Here is a 17,125-nt window from a genome sequence, read left to right on the forward strand (position 1 = left end):
TTACATAAGAAGCGACAGGTTCCAAAACAAGTTTGTAGCATGCATAATAGTTCCAACAACAACTCCGGCGGCGGCACAGAATTTTTTCTGGATATCACCAGCGAAATGTGCCCGATGACCTTCGTGCGGACTAAGCTGCTGATCGAGCGCATGGCGCCGGGCGCCATCGCCGAGATCAGGCTGAGCGGGGCGGAACCGCTCCGCAACGTGCCGCGGTCGGTGAGCGCGGCGGGTCATACCGTGTTGAGCCTGGTTGCGGAGAATGCCGACGCGGGTCCTGCCGGGACGCACCGGCTGCGAATTCAGAAGGCCTGATCTTCAAGTCGCAGGGTCTGCGGCGGGAACGTCGCGTGCCAGCACCAGTGCATCGCGCGGCGGCGAAGCCCGGTCACGGTAATAGCCCGCCCGCACGCCTACCTGCTGAAAGCCGTGGCCGCGATAGAGCCTCAACGCGGCGACGTTGTCCGATCCTACCTCGAGGTAAACCCGCCGCGCCGAGCTTTCCGCCGCATGATCGAGACCGGTTCGCAACAACCGCCCGGCGATGCCCCGCCGCCGCGCCTCCGGCGTCACCCCGAGAGAGAGCACCTCCGTCTCGTCCGCGGCGTTGCGGCAGAGGGCGAAACCGCAGGGTGCGTCGGCAACGACGGCGACCAGGCAGAACACCCCCGGCATGGCGAGAAGATCGGCGACCGAGGAACAGGACCACGCTTCATCGAAGCACCGGTGCTGCAATGCCGCAACCACCTCGGCGGCGCCGGGCGACGGCGCAGCCAGCCGGACGATGTCCGGCGGCACCGCCGCGGCCGGCCCAGTCTCGGAGGTCACGGCCGCTCCCGGCCCAGTCTCGAACGTCACGGCCGTTCCCGGCCGCTGGCGGCGGCTTGGGTGACTGCGGGAGGGCGCAGATAGAGCGGCGCAGGCATCGGCGAGACGGCGCGGCCATCCCAACGCCGGGCGGCGATTTCGGCGACCACGCTCGCGCCGGCTTTGCTGGGGGCGGGTGCGGCGCGCGCCGCGAGTCCGCCCTCGACGAGATGGCGCACCACCGACCGGGCAGCATCGCCGGCGACAACGACCGGCGGCAACAGCGCCATATGCGCCACCTGATCAAGCGCCACGATTTTCGGATCGTCGAGCGGCGAGCCGTCGTCGGCGAAGGCCTGGGCGAACACGTCGCCGCGCCGGGTGTCGATGACGGCGAGGACACTGCCGCCCGACCGCTGCTCCGCCGGCGCCGCCGCCGCGACAGCCTCGAGCGTGCCCACCCCAAGGCACGGCAAGCCGGCGGCCAACGCGATCCCGCGGGCGGCGGCGAGCCCCACGCGGATGCCGGTGAAGGCGCCCGGACCGATGGTGACGGCGACGAGGTCGAGGTCTTGAAAGCCGACCCTGGCCGCCGCCATCGTCGCCAGCACCATGGGCATCAAGGCCTCGGCGTGGCCGCGCTCCATCGGTGCGTCATGCTCCGCCGTCACCCGATCCCCCGCCCACACCGCCGCCGAGCACGATGTCGTCGCGGTATCGACGGCGAGGATCCTCACGTTCCGCTCCGGCGGGCGCGCTCACGCCCGCCGGCAGCCGGCGCCGGCTACCATTCCACCGCCCGAACTTCGGAGATCTCCGGGACGTAGTACTTGAGCATGTTCTCGATGCCGTGCTTGAGGGTGGCGGTCGAACTCGGGCAGCCGGAGCAGGCACCCTGCATGTGCAGGTAGACGATCCCGTCCTCGAAGCCGTGGAAAATGATGTCGCCGCCATCCTGGGCGACCGCCGGGCGCACCCGCGTGTCCAGCAGTTCCTTGATCTGCGCGACGATGGCGTCGTCGTCGGCGTCGCCGCCGCCGTACAAGCCGTCACCGCCCTCCGCGCTCTCCGCGCCCTCGTTGATGACCGGCGCGCCGGAGGAGAAGTGATCCATGATGGCGCCGAGGATGAACGGCTTCATCATATCCCAATCGTGATCCGACATCTTGGTGACGGTGACGAAGTCGCTCCCCAGGAACACCCCCGCCACGCCGTCGATCTCGAACAGACGCAGCGCCAGCGGCGAGCGCGCCGCCTCTTCCGGCCCGGCGAAGTTGGCCGTCCCGCTGGTCATCACGTCGCGGCCGGGAAGAAACTTCCAGGTCGCCGGATTGGGCGTCGCTTCGGTTTGGATGAACATCAACAGCCTCGCTTTCGATCAACGGCCGGTGTGGGATATGGCTTGACCCGGAGCCCGTCTCCACGATCAAGACACCGCTATCACATGGCCCGCAAACGGCCAAGATCAACCCCGCCGCCGCCGCCGACGATAGATCCCCGATCCCGGGCTTCCCCGGCGCCGCCCTTTCACCGCCGCCCATGATCCGGCCGGCAGCCGCAAGACACTACGGGCGAGACGGCCTCACGGCTCGAGTGCGGACAGGGCGGCCGTCCGGATGGCCTTGAGGCGTTCAACGAAATATGCGTCGTACTGAACGTATCCGGCTTCCTTGACAAAGACCTCACGGGCGTTTTCGATATCATCGAGAGCTTCCCGCAACTGCCGAGCCGACCGTTCCCGCTCACCCAGCCTCCAAAGCGCGGTGCCGAGGTTGTTCTGGGTCATGGCCCACTGGAGGGGGACGCGGTCGCGGGTCCTTTCCTCGAGGGCAGCCTTGTAGGCGGCCACCGCCTCCTCGAGCCGCGCCGTGCCGCTCTCCCTCGCGCCGAGGGTCTGGAGGGCGTTGCCGAGGTTGTTCTGGGTCGCGGCCCATTGGAGGGGGACGCGGTCGCGGGTCCATTCCCCGAGGGCGGCCTCGAAGGCGGCGACCGCCGCCTCCAGGCGTCCCGTGCCGCTCTCGCGCTCGCCCAAGGTCCGGAGGGCGCTGCCGAGGTTGTTCTGGGTCGTGGCCCAGTCGAGGGGGACGCGCGCGCGGGTTCTCTCCTCGAGGGCGGCCTCGTAGGCGGCGACCGCCTCCTCGAGGCGTGCGTTGCCGCTCTGGCGCTCGCCGAGGGTCTGGAGGGCGTTGCCGAGGTTGTTCTGGGTCATGGCCCAGTCGAGGGGGACGCGGTCGCGGGTGTATTCCTCGAGGGCGGCCTCGTAAGCGGCGACCGCCTCCTCGAGGCGCGCCGTGCCGCTCTCGTGCGCGCCCAGGGTCCGGAGGGCGTTGCCGAGGTTGTTCTGGGTCATGGCCCAGTCGAGGGGGACGCGGTCGCGGGCGTATTCCTCGAGGGCGGCCTTATAGGCGGCGACCGCCTCCTCGAGGCGCGCCGTGCCGCTCTCGTGCGCGCCCAGGGTCTGGAGGGCGTTGCCGAGGTTGTTCTGGTTCAACGCCCAGTCGAGGGGGACGCGGTCGCGAGTTCTTTCCTCGAGGGCGGCCTTGTAGGCGGCGACCGCCTCCTCGAGCCGTCGCGTGCCGCTCTCCCGCTCGCCCAGCCTCGCAAGGGCGGTGCCGAGGTTGTTCTGGGTCACGGCCCACTGGAGGGGGACGCGGTCGCGGGTCCATTCCTCGAGGGCGGCCTTGTAGGCGGCGACCGCCTCCTCGAGCCGCGCCGTGCGGTTCTCCCGCTCGCCCAAGGTCTGGAGGGCGTTGCCGAGGTTGTTCTGGGTCCCGGCCCAGTCGAGGGGGACGCGGTCGCGGGTGTACTCCCCGAGGGCGGCCTCGTAGGCGGCGACCGCCTCCTCGAGCCGCGCCGTGTCGCTCACGCGCGCGCCCAAGGTCCGGAGGGCGTTGCCGAGGTTGTTCTGGGTCCCGGCCCAGTCGAGGGGGACGCGGTCGCGGGTGTACTCCCCGAGGGCGGCCTCGTAGGCGGCGACCGCCTCCTCGAGCCGCGCCGTGCCGCTCTCCCGCTCGCCCAGGGTCTGGAGGGCGTTGCCGAGGTTGTTCTGTGTCGTCGCCCAGTCGAGGGGGACGCGTTCGCGGGTCCATTCCTCGAGGGCGGCCTTGTAGGCGGCGACCGCCTCCTCGAGCCGTCGCGTGCCGCTCTCCCGCTCGCCCAGCCTCGCAAGGGCGCTGCCGAGGTTGTTCTGGGTCATCGCCCAGTCGAGGGGGACGCGGTCGCGGGTGTATTCCTCGAGGGCGGCCGTGTAGACGGCGACCGCCTCCTCGAGCCGCGCCGTGCCGCTCTCGCGCCCGCCCAGGGTCTGGAGGGCGGTGCCGAGGTTGTTCTGGGTCGTGGCCCACTGGAGGGGGACGCGGTCGCGGGTGTATTCCTCGAGGGCGGCCTTGTAGGCCGCGACCGCCTCTCTCAGGGCGTCGTTATCTCCGAACTCATCTCCTTGCTTGCAGAGGGCGTCCGCGGAGCGCAAGAGGTAGTCGAAGCGGGCCCGATCGAGCTCTTCGTTGTTTGCAAGCAGATCAGCCGCTGCTCGAAGATGCCCGGCGGCGCGACGATAGTCGAGGCGTCCGCCTGCCAGTTCACCGAGGCCGGCCTCGCTCTCCGCCGCCTCCAGCAGATCGCGCATCGCTGCCTGGTGGAGTTGCTCGGCCGCTTCGCGGCGCTTCTTCATCGCGGCGAGCTTGCCGTCCCGCTTGGCCGTGAGCAGTTCGCGGGCGCGTTCGTCGTCGCCGGCTGCGAGCGCCTCTTCGAGCTCCGCTTGAAGCCTGGCGAACGCCGGGTCCGGTTCTTCGGGGCGGTCCCGCTCCCGCTCGAACTGCACCTGCCGCCCTCTCACAAGCTCGACGAGCATCTGGGGAAGTTTGGCGAACTCAATTTCACCAAGCTCGAGATGCTCCGCCAGGATCGCCCCGACCCGGTGCAGGATGCCGTCGGTCGTGCCGAGGCGGTCGCGCAGGTCGTCGATTTCCTGCTTCTGGCGTTCGTTCAGCTTTTCCCACGGGGCAATGAGGGCTTCGATGACGTCCGGCGAGGGAGCGTAGTTGAAGATCTGGTCGCGGCCGGCGGCATACCCGCCGTGGCTTGCGCTGGCCGAGGTGTCGCCAGCCATGGGCTCAATCGCCCTTCTTGCTCTCGGAGGCAGGCGGGTGCGCGTAATTGAAGGTCTGATCTCGACCGGCCGCATACCCGCCGTGCGTGGCGATCACGGTGATCCGCGTTTCGGCCCGCGCGCGGCCCGCGTCCCCGAGTTCGTCCATCAGCGCCCGCGCCAGCGCGGCGATCTGCGCCTTCTCGCGCTCGTCGCGCGTGTCGACGAGTTCCGCGACGATGGCTTCGCGCGGCGCCGATTCGGGATGCTGTTCGAGGCTCTGGACATCATGGCCGCCCCAGGCGATCACGGCGTTCTTCAGCTTTTTGTACGCGTCCTTGGCGGCCTCGCCGAGCATCCCTTTCGCCAGGGCCGCCGCGCCTCCGCTGAGCGCGCCGGCGACGAGCGCGCCGGTGGTGACGGGCTCGACCATATCGGAAAACTCCCCAAGCATCTCCGGGCGCAATGCATATAATAAGCAACGCAATCATACAGCACCCATCTGCTCACCGGGCGCCTAAAAAATATCTCTTGCATATCAATGCCTTAGCGGCGGTCCTGCATACATTTGCATACATCCGCATACATCCAAAGCCGTAAAACGGACACAAACCGCCTTATATCAAAGGCTTACAGTCACGCCGGCTGATCAGAACCGCCACAGGATCGACGGAATCCGTACCGTCTGGCCACAATCACGATCAAGCATCACGCATCACGGCTTGACGTCGAGGAAGCCTACCGCCTCGTACACCTCGCGGAGGATCGGCCGGGCGATGGCGTCGGCGCGCTCGGCGCCCTTCCGGACGACAGCGTCCACGTAGCCCGGATCGTCCCGCAGCCGGCGCACCTCCTCGAAGATCGGCGCCAGGGCGGCCACCGCCCGATCGGCCAACTCCCGCTTGAAGTCCGAGAACTGCCAGCCCCCGAACTGTGCGCACGCGTCGTCCACGGTCACGTCGGCGAGCGCCGCGTAGATGCTGACGAGATTGGCGGCTTCGGGCCGCGCCGCGAGACCGGCGGGCGTGTCCGGCAGCGGTTCCGCGTCGGTGCGCGCCTTGCGGATCTTGGCGGCGATGAGGTCGGCGTCGTCGATCAGATTGATGCGGGAATAGTCCGACGGGTCCGACTTGCTCATCTTCTTGCTGCCGTCGCGGAGCGACATCACCCGCGTCGCCGATCCGAGGATCAGCGGCTCGACGATCGGAAACAGCTCGACGCCGAAGTCGTTGTTGAACTTCTGGGCGATGTCGCGGGTCAGTTCGAGATGCTGCTTCTGGTCGTCCCCGACCGGCACGTGCGTCGCCTTGTAGAGGAGGATGTCGGCGGCCATCAGGTTCGGGTAGGCGAACAGCCCGACCGAGGCGTTCTCCCGGTGCTTCCCGGCCTTCTCCTTGAACTGGGTCATGCGGTTGAGCCAGCCGAGGCGGGCGACGCAATTGAACACCCAGGCGAGTTGGGCATGGCCGGGCACGTGGCTCTGGACGAACAGCACGTGCTTCTCCGGATCGACGCCGGCGGCGATGACGGCGGCGGCGGTCTCCCGGGTGCTGGCGGCCAAAGCACTAGGGTCCTGCCACACGGTGATGGCGTGCATGTCGACCACGCAATAAATGCACTCGTAGTCGTCCTGCAGCCGCACCCAGTTGCGGATGGCGCCGAGGTAGTTGCCGAGGTGCAGATTGCCGGTCGGCTGAATGCCTGAAAATATGCGGTTTTTCATCGATGGACAGTTGAGTAGCAGCGGGTGCGCGGTTTATGGAGGCTTCCAGCCGACGGGTCAAGGCAAGGAACGCACGGGCTATGACGACAGGCGGACGATTGGTTGCCGAAGCGCTCAGAGCGCACGGGGTGCGGTGCGTGTTCTGCGTCCCGGGGGAGAGCTATCTCGCCCTGCTCGACGCCCTCTACGACCACCGCGACGCGATTGCCGTCGTCGCCTGCCGCCATGAGCATGGCGCCGCGGTGATGGCCGAGGCGCACGGCAAGCTGACGGGCCGGCCGGGCGTGGCGATGGTGACGCGGGGGCCGGGGGCCTGCAACGCCGCCATCGGCGTGCACACCGCCTTTCAGGACTCGACGCCGATGGTGCTGCTGATCGGCCAGGTTCCGCGCCGGCACCTCGGGCGGGAAGCGTTCCAGGAAGTCGATCTGGCGCGCATGTTCGCTCCGCTCGCCAAGCACGCCCGCCAGGTGGCGGCGCCCGAGGATCTGCCCGCGGCCATGGCCGACGCCTTCCACATCGCGCAATCGGGCCGGCCGGGACCGGCGGTGCTGGCGCTGCCGGAAGACGTGCTGAGCGCACCGGCGACCGCCGCGGCCGTTGCGCCGCTGGCCTTGCTTCGGCCAGAACCCGACCCCGGGGTGATGCGGCAACTGCAAGCGCTGCTCGCGGCCGCCGCGCGGCCGATGCTGATCGTCGGCGGCAGTGGCTGGAGCGACGATGCGCGCGCCGACCTGCTCGCCTTCGCCGCCGGCAATGCACTCCCCGTCTGCTGCTCGTTCCGCCGCCACGACATCGTCGACAACCGCCACGAGGTCTTCGCCGGGGAACTCGGCATAGGCCCCGACCCGGCTCTCGCCGCCCGCGTGCGCAACGCGGATCTGCTCCTCGCCGTCGGCACCCGGCTCGGCGAGATCCCGACGCAAGGCTACACGCTCCCCGACCCCGGCCGGATGCACGCCGCGCTGATCCACGTCCATCCCGATCCTGCCGAGCTGGGGCGGGTGTACCGGCCGGCCCTCGCCATCGTTGCCGCGATGGAGCCGTTCGCCGCAGCGGCGCGCGCCCTCGGCTCCGCGCCGGCCGTGATCCCGGAGCGCCGCGCGTGGCTCGCCGCGGCGCGCCGGGACTACCTCCGCAACCGCGAGAGCCCCCCCTGCGACGCCGCGCTCGACCTGGCGCGGGCGATGACAATGCTGGACGGACGTCTGCCCGAGGACGCCGTGGTCAGCGTGGACGCCGGCAACTTCAGCGGCTGGCCGCAGCGGTTCCTCGGCTTCGGCGGCAAGCGCCGGTTGCTGGGGGCGGCCAACGGCGCCATGGGCTACGGCGTCCCGGCGGCGGTGGCGGCCAAGATTACCCACCCCAACCGCACCGTCGTCGCCTGCGTCGGCGACGGCGGCTTCGGAATGACCGGCATGGAACTGGCGACCGCGGTCGACCATGGCGCGGCGGTCATCGTGCTGGTGTTCAACAACGGCATGTTCGGGACCATCCGCCTGCACCAGGAGCGCCGCTTCCCGGAGCGCGTGATCGCCACCAACCTCTGCAACCCGGACTTCGCCGCGCTCGCGCGGGCCCACGGCGCGTTCGGCGCCACGGTGAGCAGGACGGAGGAGTTCCTGCCGGCGTTCGACGCCGCCATGGCTTTCGGCGGCCCTGCTGTCCTCGACCTGGTGATGGATCCGCAGATGATCACTACCCGCACCACGCTCGACGCCATCCGCGGACGCTGACGCCAGTCCTCCTGTTCGGACCGATGCGGCGGGAACTTGCATGGCCGCCATGCGTTTGCCCATCACCCGGTCGAGGTCCCGGTTGACTTCGATTTGAACTGACGGAGGAAAGCTCATGCAACGTTGGTGGATTGCCACGCTCCCGGTGTTCGCGCTGATGGTCACCCCGGTTTGGGCCCAACAGTCGAGCGGGGGCCAGAACCAGCAAGACCAAAAACAACAGATGCAGCAGCAGCAGGCGCAAGGGCAGCAGAAGGCGCAGGACTCAGAGCGGCAGCAGGCAAAGATGAAGGCGCCGCAGGAGGTCATTCTCGAACAGCAGCAGGACCAGGTGCTCGCCGAAAACATCCTCGGAGCCACAGTCTACGCAGCGCAGTCCCAGGAGGGCATGGCCGCGGGCGGCGCCAACCAGGACAAAGCCAAGCAGGACCAGGCCAAGCAGGACCAGGCCCAGAAGCAGCAGCAGGCGCAACAGGGCAATCAGGGCGCCCAGTCCGGCACGGCGCAGCAGGCGCAGATGTCGGATGACCAGATGGGCGAAGAGATCGGCACCATTGAGGATCTCATCTTCGACAAAGAGCACAAGCTGACGGGCGTCGTTCTGGGCGTCGGCGGCTTCCTCGGGATCGGTCAGAAGAGCGTCGGCGTCGCCATGGACGCACTGACCCAGCAGCAGGGCGACGGCGGCGAGATCTACTTCACCACCAACCTCAATCAGGAAGCTCTGGAAAACGCCCCGGAATTTCTGACTGCGGAAGAGCAGCAAGACCGGACCGAGCTGCGGCAGGTCCGCGCGGAACAGCGGGATCGCGGAGCGGTCGGCGGAATGCAGCGTCAAGGCACGGCGGCCGGCAACCCGGACCCGGCGGCGTCGGGGACCGGAGCTGGAGCCGGCACGTTGCCGTCCGCTCAGCAGGGCGGCCAGGAGCAGCCGAAGAAACAGTAGCACGATCAAAACCCTCTCCCGTGATGTCCAGCGCGGCAGGGCCCAGGCTCTGCCGCCTTTCTTTTGAGCGCGCCGCCTGCGCGAGAAGGCGTGCGGAGCGGGTTGACGCGGCGATGGCCCTGGATCACCTTCGGGCAACCTGCGGCAACCGGGCCTGCGCCATGGTCGATCTTCCATCCAAGCTCGTTCCCCATGCTGTTCATGCCGACGCACCGCGCATGCACGCCATGGTCCTGGACCGGCCGCACCAGGCGCTGGTCCATCGCTTCGTCGACAGGCCGAAGCCAGCGGCGGAGCAGGTGCTGGTTCGGGTGACGGCATGCGCCGTCTGCCGCACCGACCTGCATGTGGTCGACGGCGAACTCACGGACCCGAAGCTCCCCATCATTCTCGGCCACGAGATCGTGGGCCGCGTGATCGAGACCGGCGGTCGCGTCCAGGGGCTGGCGGAAGGCCAGCGTGTCGGCATCCCCTGGCTCGGCTGGACCTGCGGCGCCTGCCGGTTCTGCGCGGCGGGGCAAGAGAACCTGTGCCCGCAGGCGCGTTTCACCGGCTATCAGATCGACGGCGGCTATGCCGAATACGCGGTCGCCGATGCTCGCTACTGCCTGCCCATCCATGGCGACTACACCGATGCAGAGGCGGCGCCGCTACTGTGCGCCGGGCTGATCGGCTACCGCTCGCTGATCAAAGCCGGCGACGCCGAGCGGCTCGGCATCTACGGCTTCGGCGCCGCGGCGCACATCGTCGCCCAGGTCGCCCGCTACCAGGGTCGACGCGTGTTCGCCTTCACCCGCCCCGGCGATACGTCGGCCCAGGCCTTCGCGCGCCGCCTGGGCGCGGTCTGGTCAGGGAGCGGGGAGGACACGCCACCCGAGGCGCTGGACGCGGCCATCATCTTCGCGCCGGTCGGAGCCCTGGTGCCCGCCGCCCTGCGCGAGGTGCGGCCGGGTGGTATCGTGGTGTGCGGCGGCATTCACATGAGCGACATCCCGGCGTTCCCCTACGACATCCTGTGGCGCGAGAAGACCGTCGTTTCCGTCGCCAACCTCACTCGCGAAGACGGCCTGCGGTTCCTCGAACTGGCGCCGAAGGTGCCGGTGCGGACCGAGGTTGAAACGCTGCCCCTCGACCACGCCAACGAGGCGCTGGCGCGGCTCCGAGACGGCCGCCTGACCGGAGCGGCCGTGCTGGTGCCCGGTTGACGAAACACGACCCGCGGGCCACCGCACCCGTGGCGCGGATCTGGGTGCTGGCGGACGACAGGCCCGGCAACCGCGCCCAGTGCCTCGGCGTCGCCGAAGCCTTGGCGCTGCCGTTCGAGGTGCGCCATCTCGCGTACGGGCCCCTGGCGCGTGTTCCCACCATCCTGTCCGGCGCGTCGTTCCGCGGCCTGACCACTGGTAGCCGCGCGGCGCTGGCGCCGCCGTGGCCGGATGTGGTCATCGCGGCGGGCCGGCGCACGGCGCCGGTGGCGCGCGCCATCAAGCGGCAACACGGCGCCGCCGTCCTGGTGCAGATCATGGACCCGGGTGGCGGCCTCGGCGATTTCGACATCGTGGCGGTGCCGCGGCACGACCGGCGCGCGCCGCGGCCCAACGTCCTGGAGACCGTCGGCGCACCGCATCGGCTCACTCCGGCGGTGCTGCAGCAGGCGCGAGCCGACTGGGCGCCGCGGCTCGCATCGTCGCCGTCGCCGCGCATCGCCGTGATCGTCGGGGGCGCTACCCGTTCGCGGCCGTTCACCGCCAACATGGCCCGCGACCTGGGGCAGGCCGCGTCTGCTCTTGCCGAAGGCGGCGGCGGGTCGTTGCTCGTGTCCACCAGCCGGCGCACCGGCGACGCGGCCGCGGCGGCGCTGGAGGCTGCGCTGCGGGTTCCGTCCCGCGTCTACCGATGGGATCAAGGCGGCGACAACCCGTACTTCGGCTTCCTGGCGGTGGCCGACGCGGTGATCGTCACCGGCGACTCCATGTCCATGTGCACGGAAGCCTGTGCGGCCACCGTCCCGGTCTACATCTTCGCGCCCCCGGGGTTCGTGGACGGCAAGCACGCCCGGCTGCACGAGGATCTGTTCGCCCTCGGCTATGCCCGGCCGCTCGGCGACCGGCCCGGCTTTGAGACATGGACCCATCCGCCGCTCAACCCGGCCGCCGCGGTCGCGGAGGCCATTCGCAATCGTCTCGACGTCTGATTGGGGAGACGGACCATGTCCCGGCGAACGATCACCATGACCGACCCGCTCTACGCCTACCTGCTCGACGTCTCCCTCCGCGAGGTGGACGTGCTGCGGCGGCTCCGCGATGCGACGGCGCCGCTGCCGTTGGCGGGGATGCAGATCTCCCCTGAGCAGGGTCAGTTCATGGCGCTGCTGGTGCAGATGCTGGGCGCCCGACGCATTCTGGAGGTCGGCACCTTCACCGGCTACAGTGCGCTCAGCATGGCGCTCGCCCTGCCTGCGGACGCCCGCATCATCGCCTGCGACGTGAACGAGGAGTGGACCGCGGTCGCCCGGCGCTATTGGGCCGAGGCGGGGGTGGCGGAGCGCATCGACCTCCGCCTCGCGCCGGCCCTGGAGACGCTCCAGGCGTTGGTGGATGAGGGACAGGCGGGCAGCTTCGACTTCGCCTTCATCGACGCCGACAAGCAGAACTACCAGGCCTATTACGAGCAGTCGCTGATCCTGGTGCGGCCGGGCGGTGTCATCGCCGTCGACAACGTGCTGTGGCACGGCAGCGTCATCGATCCGGATAAACACGATCCCGACACCGAAGCAATCCGCGCCTTCAACGCCGCCCTCCGGGTCGACGCCCGCATCGACCTGAGCCTTGTCCCCATCGGCGACGGCCTCACCCTCGCCCGCAGACGCTCCTGACGATGCTTTCGGCATCGGCGTTGGGGTGCGTGCGCGGCGAACGGGTGGTGTTCGCAGGTTTAGGGTTCCGTGCCGGCGCCGGCGATGCGCTGGTGCTGACCGGCGCCAACGGCAGCGGCAAGTCGAGCCTGCTGCGGCTGCTCGCCGGTCTTGCCCGGCCGGCCGCCGGCGCGCTCACTTGGGACGGTGTCGACATCCGTGACGATCCCGGCCGCCATGCCGCCCGCTGCCACTTCGTCGGACATCTCGACGCGCTGAAACCGGCGCTGACCGCGGGGGAGCAGCTTGCGTTCTGGGCCTGCGTGCGCAGCGGCGGCTCCGAGCGCCGGCGCCAGCGCCGCGAGCAGGCGGAGGCGGCGCTGGCGGCATTCGGCATTGCGCACCTCGCCGACATGCCCGTCCGCTTCCTTTCGGCGGGGCAGCGGCGGCGGGTCGCGCTCGCCCGCGTCCTCACCGCGCCGGCGCCGCTGTGGCTGCTGGACGAACCGGCGACGGCGCTCGATGCCGATGCCGTGCGCCGCTTGGACGACGTCATCGCCCGCCACCGCGCCGACGGCGGCCTCGTCATCCTCTCCATGCACGGCGGCGCACGGCCGCCCGGGGCCCTCAGCCTCGACCTTGACGCCTTCGCCGCGCCCGCACCGGCGGTCGTCGGGTGTTGAGCGCCGCAGCCGCGTTGGTTCGCCGCGATCTGCGGCTGGCGTTCGCACAAGGCGCGGACTCGACCATGGTGATCGTGTTCTTCGTGCTCGCCTGCGTGCTGTTCCCCTTCGGCGTCGGCCCGGAGCCGAACATCCTCGCCCGCATCGCCGCCGGAGTAATCTGGGTGGCGGCGTTGCTGGCCTCCATGCTGTCCCTCGAACGCCTGTTCCAGGCCGATTACGAGGACGGCAGCCTGGAGGTGCTGATGGTGCAGCCGGTGGCCCTGGAGCTGGTGGTCTCGGCCAAGGTCATCGCCCACTGGCTCGCCACCGGCCTGCCGCTGGTCATCGCCGCCCCGGTGCTGGCGGTGCTGCTCAACATGGCGGGCGCCGGCTTCTGGGCGTTGATCGCGGCGCTGGCGCTGGGGACGCCGAGTCTCAGTCTGATCGGCGCGGTGGGCGCCGCGCTGGTCCTCGGCTCCCGGCGCGGCGGCGTGCTGCTGAGCCTCCTGATCCTGCCGCTTTACATCCCGCTGCTGATCTTCGGGGTCGCGGCGGTCGACGCCGCCACGGCCGGGTTCCCGGTGGCGCCGCACCTGATGGTCCTCGGCGGGCTGCTGCTCGCGGCGATGGTGCTGGCGCCGTGGGCCGCGGCGGCGGCGCTGCGCCAAGCGATGGAATGACCGCGGACTGCAAGCTGGACAAGGACGCATCCAGCTTGCCATAAAGCGCGAGCAAACCCACATCCGATGGAAGAGCGGAGGTCGCCGGTACGCCCGGAGACCGGCTGGAGTTCATGCAACGTTTCGCCAACCCCACCCGATTCATGCGGCTGACGCGGCGACTGGCGCCGTGGTTCGCCGCCGCGACGCTCGTTCTGCTCGGCATCGGACTTTATCTGGCGTTGCTGGCGTCGCCGGCGGACTATCAGCAGGGCGAGAGCGTGCGTATCATGTACGTGCACGTACCGGCGGCGTGGATGGCGCTGTTCTGCTATGTGGGCATGGCGATCGCCGCCGCCGTCGGCCTGATCTGGCGGCACCCGGTCGCCGATCTGGTGGCCAAGGCGACCGCGCCGGTGGGCGCCGCCTTCACCTTCCTGGCGCTGCTCACCGGCTCGCTGTGGGGCAAGCCGATGTGGGGGACGTGGTGGGTTTGGGATGCACGGCTCACCTCCGTGCTGGTGCTGTTCTTTCTGTATCTCGGCTACATCGCTCTGAACAACGCCTTTGACGATCCCACGCGCGGCGCCCGCGCGTCGGCCATTCTGGCCCTCGTGGGGGCGTTCAACCTGCCGATCATCAAGTTCTCGGTCGACTGGTGGAACACGCTCCACCAGCCGGCCAGCGTGGTGCGCCTGGATGGGCCGTCCATCCACCCCAGCATGCTGTGGCCGCTGCTGATTATGGCCGCGGCATTCACCTGTTATTATGTCTGGGTGCTGTGTCTCCGGGTGCAGAGCGAGATCGTCGCCTACAAGATCCGGGCGCTGCGCCTCCGCCAGGTCCACGGCTAGTTCGCGCGCCGCCGTGGATGCCGTCGCGACCTTCCTCGACATGGGCGGCTACGGCCGCTTCGTGTGGCCTGCGTTCGCCGCCACCGTGATCGTCCTGTTGGGCCTGCTGATCGCCAGCCGCCGGTCCCTGAAGGCCAACCAGGCGACCTTGGCGCACTTGCAGAAGGAGAGTGCGGGTGATCCGCCCAGCCCCACCCGCGATCGTTAACTCATGAAACGCAAGCATCGCCGCCTGGTGTTCGTCGTCGTGGGCCTCGCCATTCTTGGCGTCGCCGCGGTGCTGGTATTCTTCGCCATCGGCGAGGGTGCAGCCTTCTTCCGCAGCCCCACGGAACTGGCGGAGACTCCCGCGCTCGGCCGGGGGCGGCTTCGCGTCGGCGGCCTGGTGGAAGAGGGCAGCGTCGAACAGGGCGCCGGCGCGGAGATCCACTTCCGCGTCACCGATCTCGCCAACACGGTGCCTGTCCGATTCGAAGGCCTGCTTCCAGACCTGTTCCGCGAGGGCCAGGGCGTGGTGGTGGAGGGGCACATGCAGGACGGCGTGTTCATCGCCGACGAGGTCCTCGCCAAGCACGACGAGAACTACATGCCGCCGGAAGTTGCCGACGCCTTGAAAAAGTCCGGCAAGTGGGAGCACATGAAAGAGAGCCTGGAACAGGCGGGCCAGAAACCGAAAGAGCAGCCGGAGACAACCCGCCGATGATCGTCGAACTCGGCCATTTCGCGTTGATCCTGGCGCTGGTGGCGGCGCTGGCGCAGGGGACGCTGCCGCTGGTCGGTGCGCGCCGCAACGACGCCGGCCTTATGGCTGTGGCGCGCACCGCGGCGATCGCTCAGTTGGCGCTGGTGGCCATGGCGTTCGCGGTCTTGGTGCACGCCTATGCGGTGTCGGACTTTTCGGTCCTCAACGTCGCCATGAACTCCCACTCGCTGAAGCCCATGCTCTACAAGATCTCGGGCGCGTGGGGGAACCACGAAGGCTCGATGCTCTTGTGGGTGCTGATCCTGGCCGGTTTCGGCGGGGTGCTGGCGCTGTTCGGCGGCAATCTTCCGCCGGACCTGAAGGCGCGCGCGCTGGCGGTGCAGGCGTGGCTGGCGATCGGATTCTATCTGTTCATTCTTCTGACCTCGAACCCGTTCGCGCGCCTGGACCCGCCCGCGATCGATGGCCAGGGGCTCAATCCGCTGCTGCAGGATCCGGGGCTGGCGTTTCACCCGCCGTTCCTCTACTTCGGCTATGTCGGGTTCTCGCTGGCGTTCTCGTTCGCCATCGCCGCGCTGATCGAGGGCCGGGTCGACGCCGCGTGGGCGCGCTGGGTGCGGCCGTGGACGCTTGCGGCGTGGATCTTTCTCACCATCGGCATCACGCTCGGCTCATGGTGGGCCTACTACGAACTCGGCTGGGGCGGCTGGTGGTACTGGGATCCGGTCGAGAACGCCTCGTTCATGCCGTGGCTGGCGGGAACGGCGCTGTTGCACTCCGCCATCGTCGTGGAGAAGCGGGACGCTCTCAAGGGCTGGACCGTGTTCCTCGCCATCGTCACCTTCGGGCTCAGTCTTCTGGGGACGTTCCTGGTCCGCTCCGGCGTGTTGACGTCGGTGCATGCGTTCGCCGTCGACCCGGCGCGCGGCGTGTTCATTCTGGCGCTGCTGCTGGTTATCATCGGCGGCGCCCTTGCGCTGTTCGCGTGGCGCGGCCCGCACCTGCAGGCCGGCGGCCTGTTCCAGCCGATCTCCCGGGAGGGCGGGCTGCTGCTCAACAATCTTTTGCTGAGCGTCGCCGCCGCGGCGATCCTGGTCGGCACCTCTACCCGCTCCTCTACGAAGCGATGACCGACGCCAAACTGTCCGTCGGGCCGCCGTTCTTCAATTTCGTGTTCATCCCCCTGATGGCGCCGCTGCTGGTGGCGATGGCCATCGGCCCGCTGCTGCCTTGGAAGCGCGGCGACATCGGCCCGGCGCTGAAGCGCTTATGGGTTGCCGGCGTGGCGGCGCTTATCGTCGTCGCCCTGGCCTGGAGCAGGGTCCCGGCGGGATCGCTGTTGGGACTGCTCGGCCTCGGGCTGGCGGCGTGGCTGCTGATGGGCACCGCCGTGGAACTGGCGGCGCGCATCCGGCTGTTCCGGGCGCCGGCGGCGGAGAGCGGGCGGCGCCTCGCCGGTCTGCCGCGCTCTGCCTGGGGAATGACGCTCGCCCATGCCGGCCTCGCCATCGCCGTCGCCGGCATGGCCGGGGCCGCGGCCTGGAAGCAGGAGCGAATCCAGGTCATGGCCCCGGGCGACACCGTCACCGTCGCCGGCTACGACTTTACTTTCGAAGGCGCGCGACCGATGCGCGGGCCGAACTACCTGGCGACCCGCGGGACGTTTCAGGTGAGCCGCGACGGCCATCCGGTCGCGGTCCTGGAGGCGGAGAAGCGCAGCTATCCGGTGGAGCGGCAGGAAACCACCGAGGCCGCCATCCACCCGACGTTCTGGGGCGACATCTACGCCGTCATCGGCAGCCCCAAGGGATCCGACGGCGTCTATGTCACGCGGATCTATTTCAATCCGCTTATCGGCTGGCTGTGGACCGGCGTCGCGGTCATGGTGGTCGGCGGCGCCGTCAGCCTCACCGACCGCCGCCACCGCATCGGCGCGCCGGCAAAAAGACGTGCGGGCGCCGCCGCCGCCGCCGCAACTGCGCGCTCATAGTACACCGCGGCTTCAGACGCGCCCGATCGGCGTTGTGTCCGCAACGGATACTGCTACACTCCGCTCGGTTTCTCGTCGCAGGCAAGGAACCGCCCAGCCGC

Annotated in this window: 17 protein-coding genes and 1 pseudogene; 12 read left to right on the forward strand and 6 right to left on the reverse strand. The window is 69.3% G+C overall.

The genetic code is table 11. From position 1 onward, the window contains the following. The first annotated feature begins 39 nt into the window (after positions 1 to 39). Positions 40 to 315, forward strand: coding sequence for a sulfurtransferase TusA family protein (locus IPM60_08985; protein ID MBK8908027.1), 276 nt, complete (start codon positions 40 to 42; stop codon positions 313 to 315). A 3-nt stretch (positions 316 to 318) separates the two neighbouring features. Here the strand turns inward: IPM60_08985 and IPM60_08990 are convergent, their stop codons facing one another. The 6 genes from IPM60_08990 to trpS form a co-directional block, all read right to left on the reverse strand. Continuing rightward, on the reverse strand, positions 319 to 747 hold the full coding sequence (locus IPM60_08990) for a GNAT family N-acetyltransferase (GenBank protein ID MBK8908028.1): 429 nt from the start codon (positions 745 to 747) through the stop codon (positions 319 to 321). A gap of 107 nt (positions 748 to 854) precedes the next feature. Next, the gene (gene tsaB, locus IPM60_08995; GenBank protein ID MBK8908029.1) at positions 855 to 1,544 is read right to left on the reverse strand and encodes a tRNA (adenosine(37)-N6)-threonylcarbamoyltransferase complex dimerization subunit type 1 TsaB; all 690 of its coding nucleotides are present in this window, start codon (positions 1,542 to 1,544) and stop codon (positions 855 to 857) included. A gap of 47 nt (positions 1,545 to 1,591) precedes the next feature. Next, positions 1,592 to 2,167: a NifU family protein gene (locus IPM60_09000; protein MBK8908030.1), complete on the reverse strand. Its 576-nt coding sequence runs from the start codon at positions 2,165 to 2,167 to the stop codon at positions 1,592 to 1,594. Positions 2,168 to 2,389: 222 nt separating this feature from the next. Next, complete coding sequence (locus IPM60_09005; GenBank protein MBK8908031.1) at positions 2,390 to 4,915, reverse strand: tetratricopeptide repeat protein; 2,526 nt, start codon at positions 4,913 to 4,915, stop codon at positions 2,390 to 2,392. A 4-nt stretch (positions 4,916 to 4,919) separates the two neighbouring features. Next, positions 4,920 to 5,327 carry a hypothetical protein gene (locus tag IPM60_09010; protein ID MBK8908032.1) on the reverse strand — a complete coding sequence of 136 codons (408 nt, stop codon included), beginning with the start codon at positions 5,325 to 5,327 and terminating at the stop codon, positions 4,920 to 4,922. 282 nt (positions 5,328 to 5,609) lie between these two features. Continuing rightward, a complete protein-coding gene (gene trpS / locus IPM60_09015) occupies positions 5,610 to 6,617 on the reverse strand; it encodes a tryptophan--tRNA ligase (GenBank protein ID MBK8908033.1) in 1,008 nt (335 codons plus the stop codon). Between the two features lie 35 nt (positions 6,618 to 6,652). Here trpS and IPM60_09020 point away from each other — a divergent pair, with 35 nt between their 5' ends. The 11 genes and pseudogenes from IPM60_09020 to IPM60_09070 all read left to right on the forward strand — a co-directional run bounded on the left by IPM60_09020 (position 6,653) and on the right by IPM60_09070 (position 17,024). Further along, complete coding sequence (locus IPM60_09020) at positions 6,653 to 8,353, forward strand: thiamine pyrophosphate-binding protein (GenBank protein MBK8908034.1); 1,701 nt, start codon at positions 6,653 to 6,655, stop codon at positions 8,351 to 8,353. A 115-nt stretch (positions 8,354 to 8,468) separates the two neighbouring features. Next, positions 8,469 to 9,299, forward strand: coding sequence for a PRC-barrel domain-containing protein (locus tag IPM60_09025; GenBank protein MBK8908035.1), 831 nt, complete (start codon positions 8,469 to 8,471; stop codon positions 9,297 to 9,299). Between the two features lie 218 nt (positions 9,300 to 9,517). Then, the gene (locus tag IPM60_09030) at positions 9,518 to 10,504 is read left to right on the forward strand and encodes a zinc-dependent alcohol dehydrogenase family protein (GenBank protein MBK8908036.1); all 987 of its coding nucleotides are present in this window, start codon (positions 9,518 to 9,520) and stop codon (positions 10,502 to 10,504) included. 38 nt (positions 10,505 to 10,542) lie between these two features. Continuing rightward, positions 10,543 to 11,493: a mitochondrial fission ELM1 family protein gene (locus IPM60_09035; GenBank protein MBK8908037.1), complete on the forward strand. Its 951-nt coding sequence runs from the start codon at positions 10,543 to 10,545 to the stop codon at positions 11,491 to 11,493. Positions 11,494 to 11,508: 15 nt separating this feature from the next. Then, positions 11,509 to 12,174, forward strand: a complete 666-nt coding sequence (locus tag IPM60_09040) for a class I SAM-dependent methyltransferase (GenBank protein ID MBK8908038.1) — start codon at positions 11,509 to 11,511, stop codon at positions 12,172 to 12,174. A 2-nt stretch (positions 12,175 to 12,176) separates the two neighbouring features. Then, positions 12,177 to 12,836 carry a heme ABC exporter ATP-binding protein CcmA gene (ccmA, locus tag IPM60_09045; protein ID MBK8908039.1) on the forward strand — a complete coding sequence of 220 codons (660 nt, stop codon included), beginning with the start codon at positions 12,177 to 12,179 and terminating at the stop codon, positions 12,834 to 12,836. After that, entirely contained in the window at positions 12,833 to 13,498 is a 666-nt protein-coding gene (gene ccmB / locus IPM60_09050) for a heme exporter protein CcmB (GenBank protein MBK8908040.1), read from the forward strand. Before ccmA ends, ccmB begins: the two co-directional genes overlap by 4 nt. A 113-nt stretch (positions 13,499 to 13,611) precedes the next feature. After that, the gene (locus tag IPM60_09055; GenBank protein ID MBK8908041.1) at positions 13,612 to 14,331 is read left to right on the forward strand and encodes a heme ABC transporter permease; all 720 of its coding nucleotides are present in this window, start codon (positions 13,612 to 13,614) and stop codon (positions 14,329 to 14,331) included. 40 nt (positions 14,332 to 14,371) lie between these two features. Next, entirely contained in the window at positions 14,372 to 14,539 is a 168-nt protein-coding gene (ccmD, locus tag IPM60_09060; GenBank protein ID MBK8908042.1) for a heme exporter protein CcmD, read from the forward strand. A gap of 3 nt (positions 14,540 to 14,542) precedes the next feature. Continuing rightward, on the forward strand, positions 14,543 to 15,034 hold the full coding sequence (ccmE, locus tag IPM60_09065) for a cytochrome c maturation protein CcmE (GenBank protein MBK8908043.1): 492 nt from the start codon (positions 14,543 to 14,545) through the stop codon (positions 15,032 to 15,034). Then, a pseudogene (locus IPM60_09070) lies at positions 15,031 to 17,024 on the forward strand (heme lyase CcmF/NrfE family subunit). Before ccmE ends, IPM60_09070 begins: the two are co-directional and overlap by 4 nt. Positions 17,025 to 17,125 lie beyond the last annotated feature (101 nt).

It is taken from the genome of Rhodospirillales bacterium, from assembly GCA_016710335.1.
Classification (GTDB): Bacteria; Pseudomonadota; Alphaproteobacteria; order Rhodospirillales; family Defluviicoccaceae; genus JADJXQ01.

What these genes read in the sequence shown, in the direction of transcription:
- IPM60_08985 (MBK8908027.1), top strand. Translation starts at nt 40, where the DNA reads ATGCATAATAGTTCCAACAACAACTCCGGCGGCGGCACAGAATTTTTT.
- IPM60_09000 (MBK8908030.1), bottom strand. Translation starts at nt 2,167, where the DNA reads ATGTTCATCCAAACCGAAGCGACGCCCAATCCGGCGACCTGGAAGTTT.
- IPM60_09005 (MBK8908031.1), bottom strand. Translation starts at nt 4,915, where the DNA reads ATGGCTGGCGACACCTCGGCCAGCGCAAGCCACGGCGGGTATGCCGCC.
- IPM60_09010 (MBK8908032.1), bottom strand. Translation starts at nt 5,327, where the DNA reads ATGGTCGAGCCCGTCACCACCGGCGCGCTCGTCGCCGGCGCGCTCAGC.
- trpS (MBK8908033.1), bottom strand. Translation starts at nt 6,617, where the DNA reads ATGAAAAACCGCATATTTTCAGGCATTCAGCCGACCGGCAATCTGCAC.
- IPM60_09020 (MBK8908034.1), top strand. Translation starts at nt 6,653, where the DNA reads ATGGAGGCTTCCAGCCGACGGGTCAAGGCAAGGAACGCACGGGCTATG.
- IPM60_09025 (MBK8908035.1), top strand. Translation starts at nt 8,469, where the DNA reads ATGCAACGTTGGTGGATTGCCACGCTCCCGGTGTTCGCGCTGATGGTC.
- IPM60_09030 (MBK8908036.1), top strand. Translation starts at nt 9,518, where the DNA reads ATGCACGCCATGGTCCTGGACCGGCCGCACCAGGCGCTGGTCCATCGC.
- IPM60_09040 (MBK8908038.1), top strand. Translation starts at nt 11,509, where the DNA reads ATGTCCCGGCGAACGATCACCATGACCGACCCGCTCTACGCCTACCTG.
- ccmA (MBK8908039.1), top strand. Translation starts at nt 12,177, where the DNA reads ATGCTTTCGGCATCGGCGTTGGGGTGCGTGCGCGGCGAACGGGTGGTG.
- IPM60_09055 (MBK8908041.1), top strand. Translation starts at nt 13,612, where the DNA reads ATGCAACGTTTCGCCAACCCCACCCGATTCATGCGGCTGACGCGGCGA.
- ccmD (MBK8908042.1), top strand. Translation starts at nt 14,372, where the DNA reads ATGGGCGGCTACGGCCGCTTCGTGTGGCCTGCGTTCGCCGCCACCGTG.
- ccmE (MBK8908043.1), top strand. Translation starts at nt 14,543, where the DNA reads ATGAAACGCAAGCATCGCCGCCTGGTGTTCGTCGTCGTGGGCCTCGCC.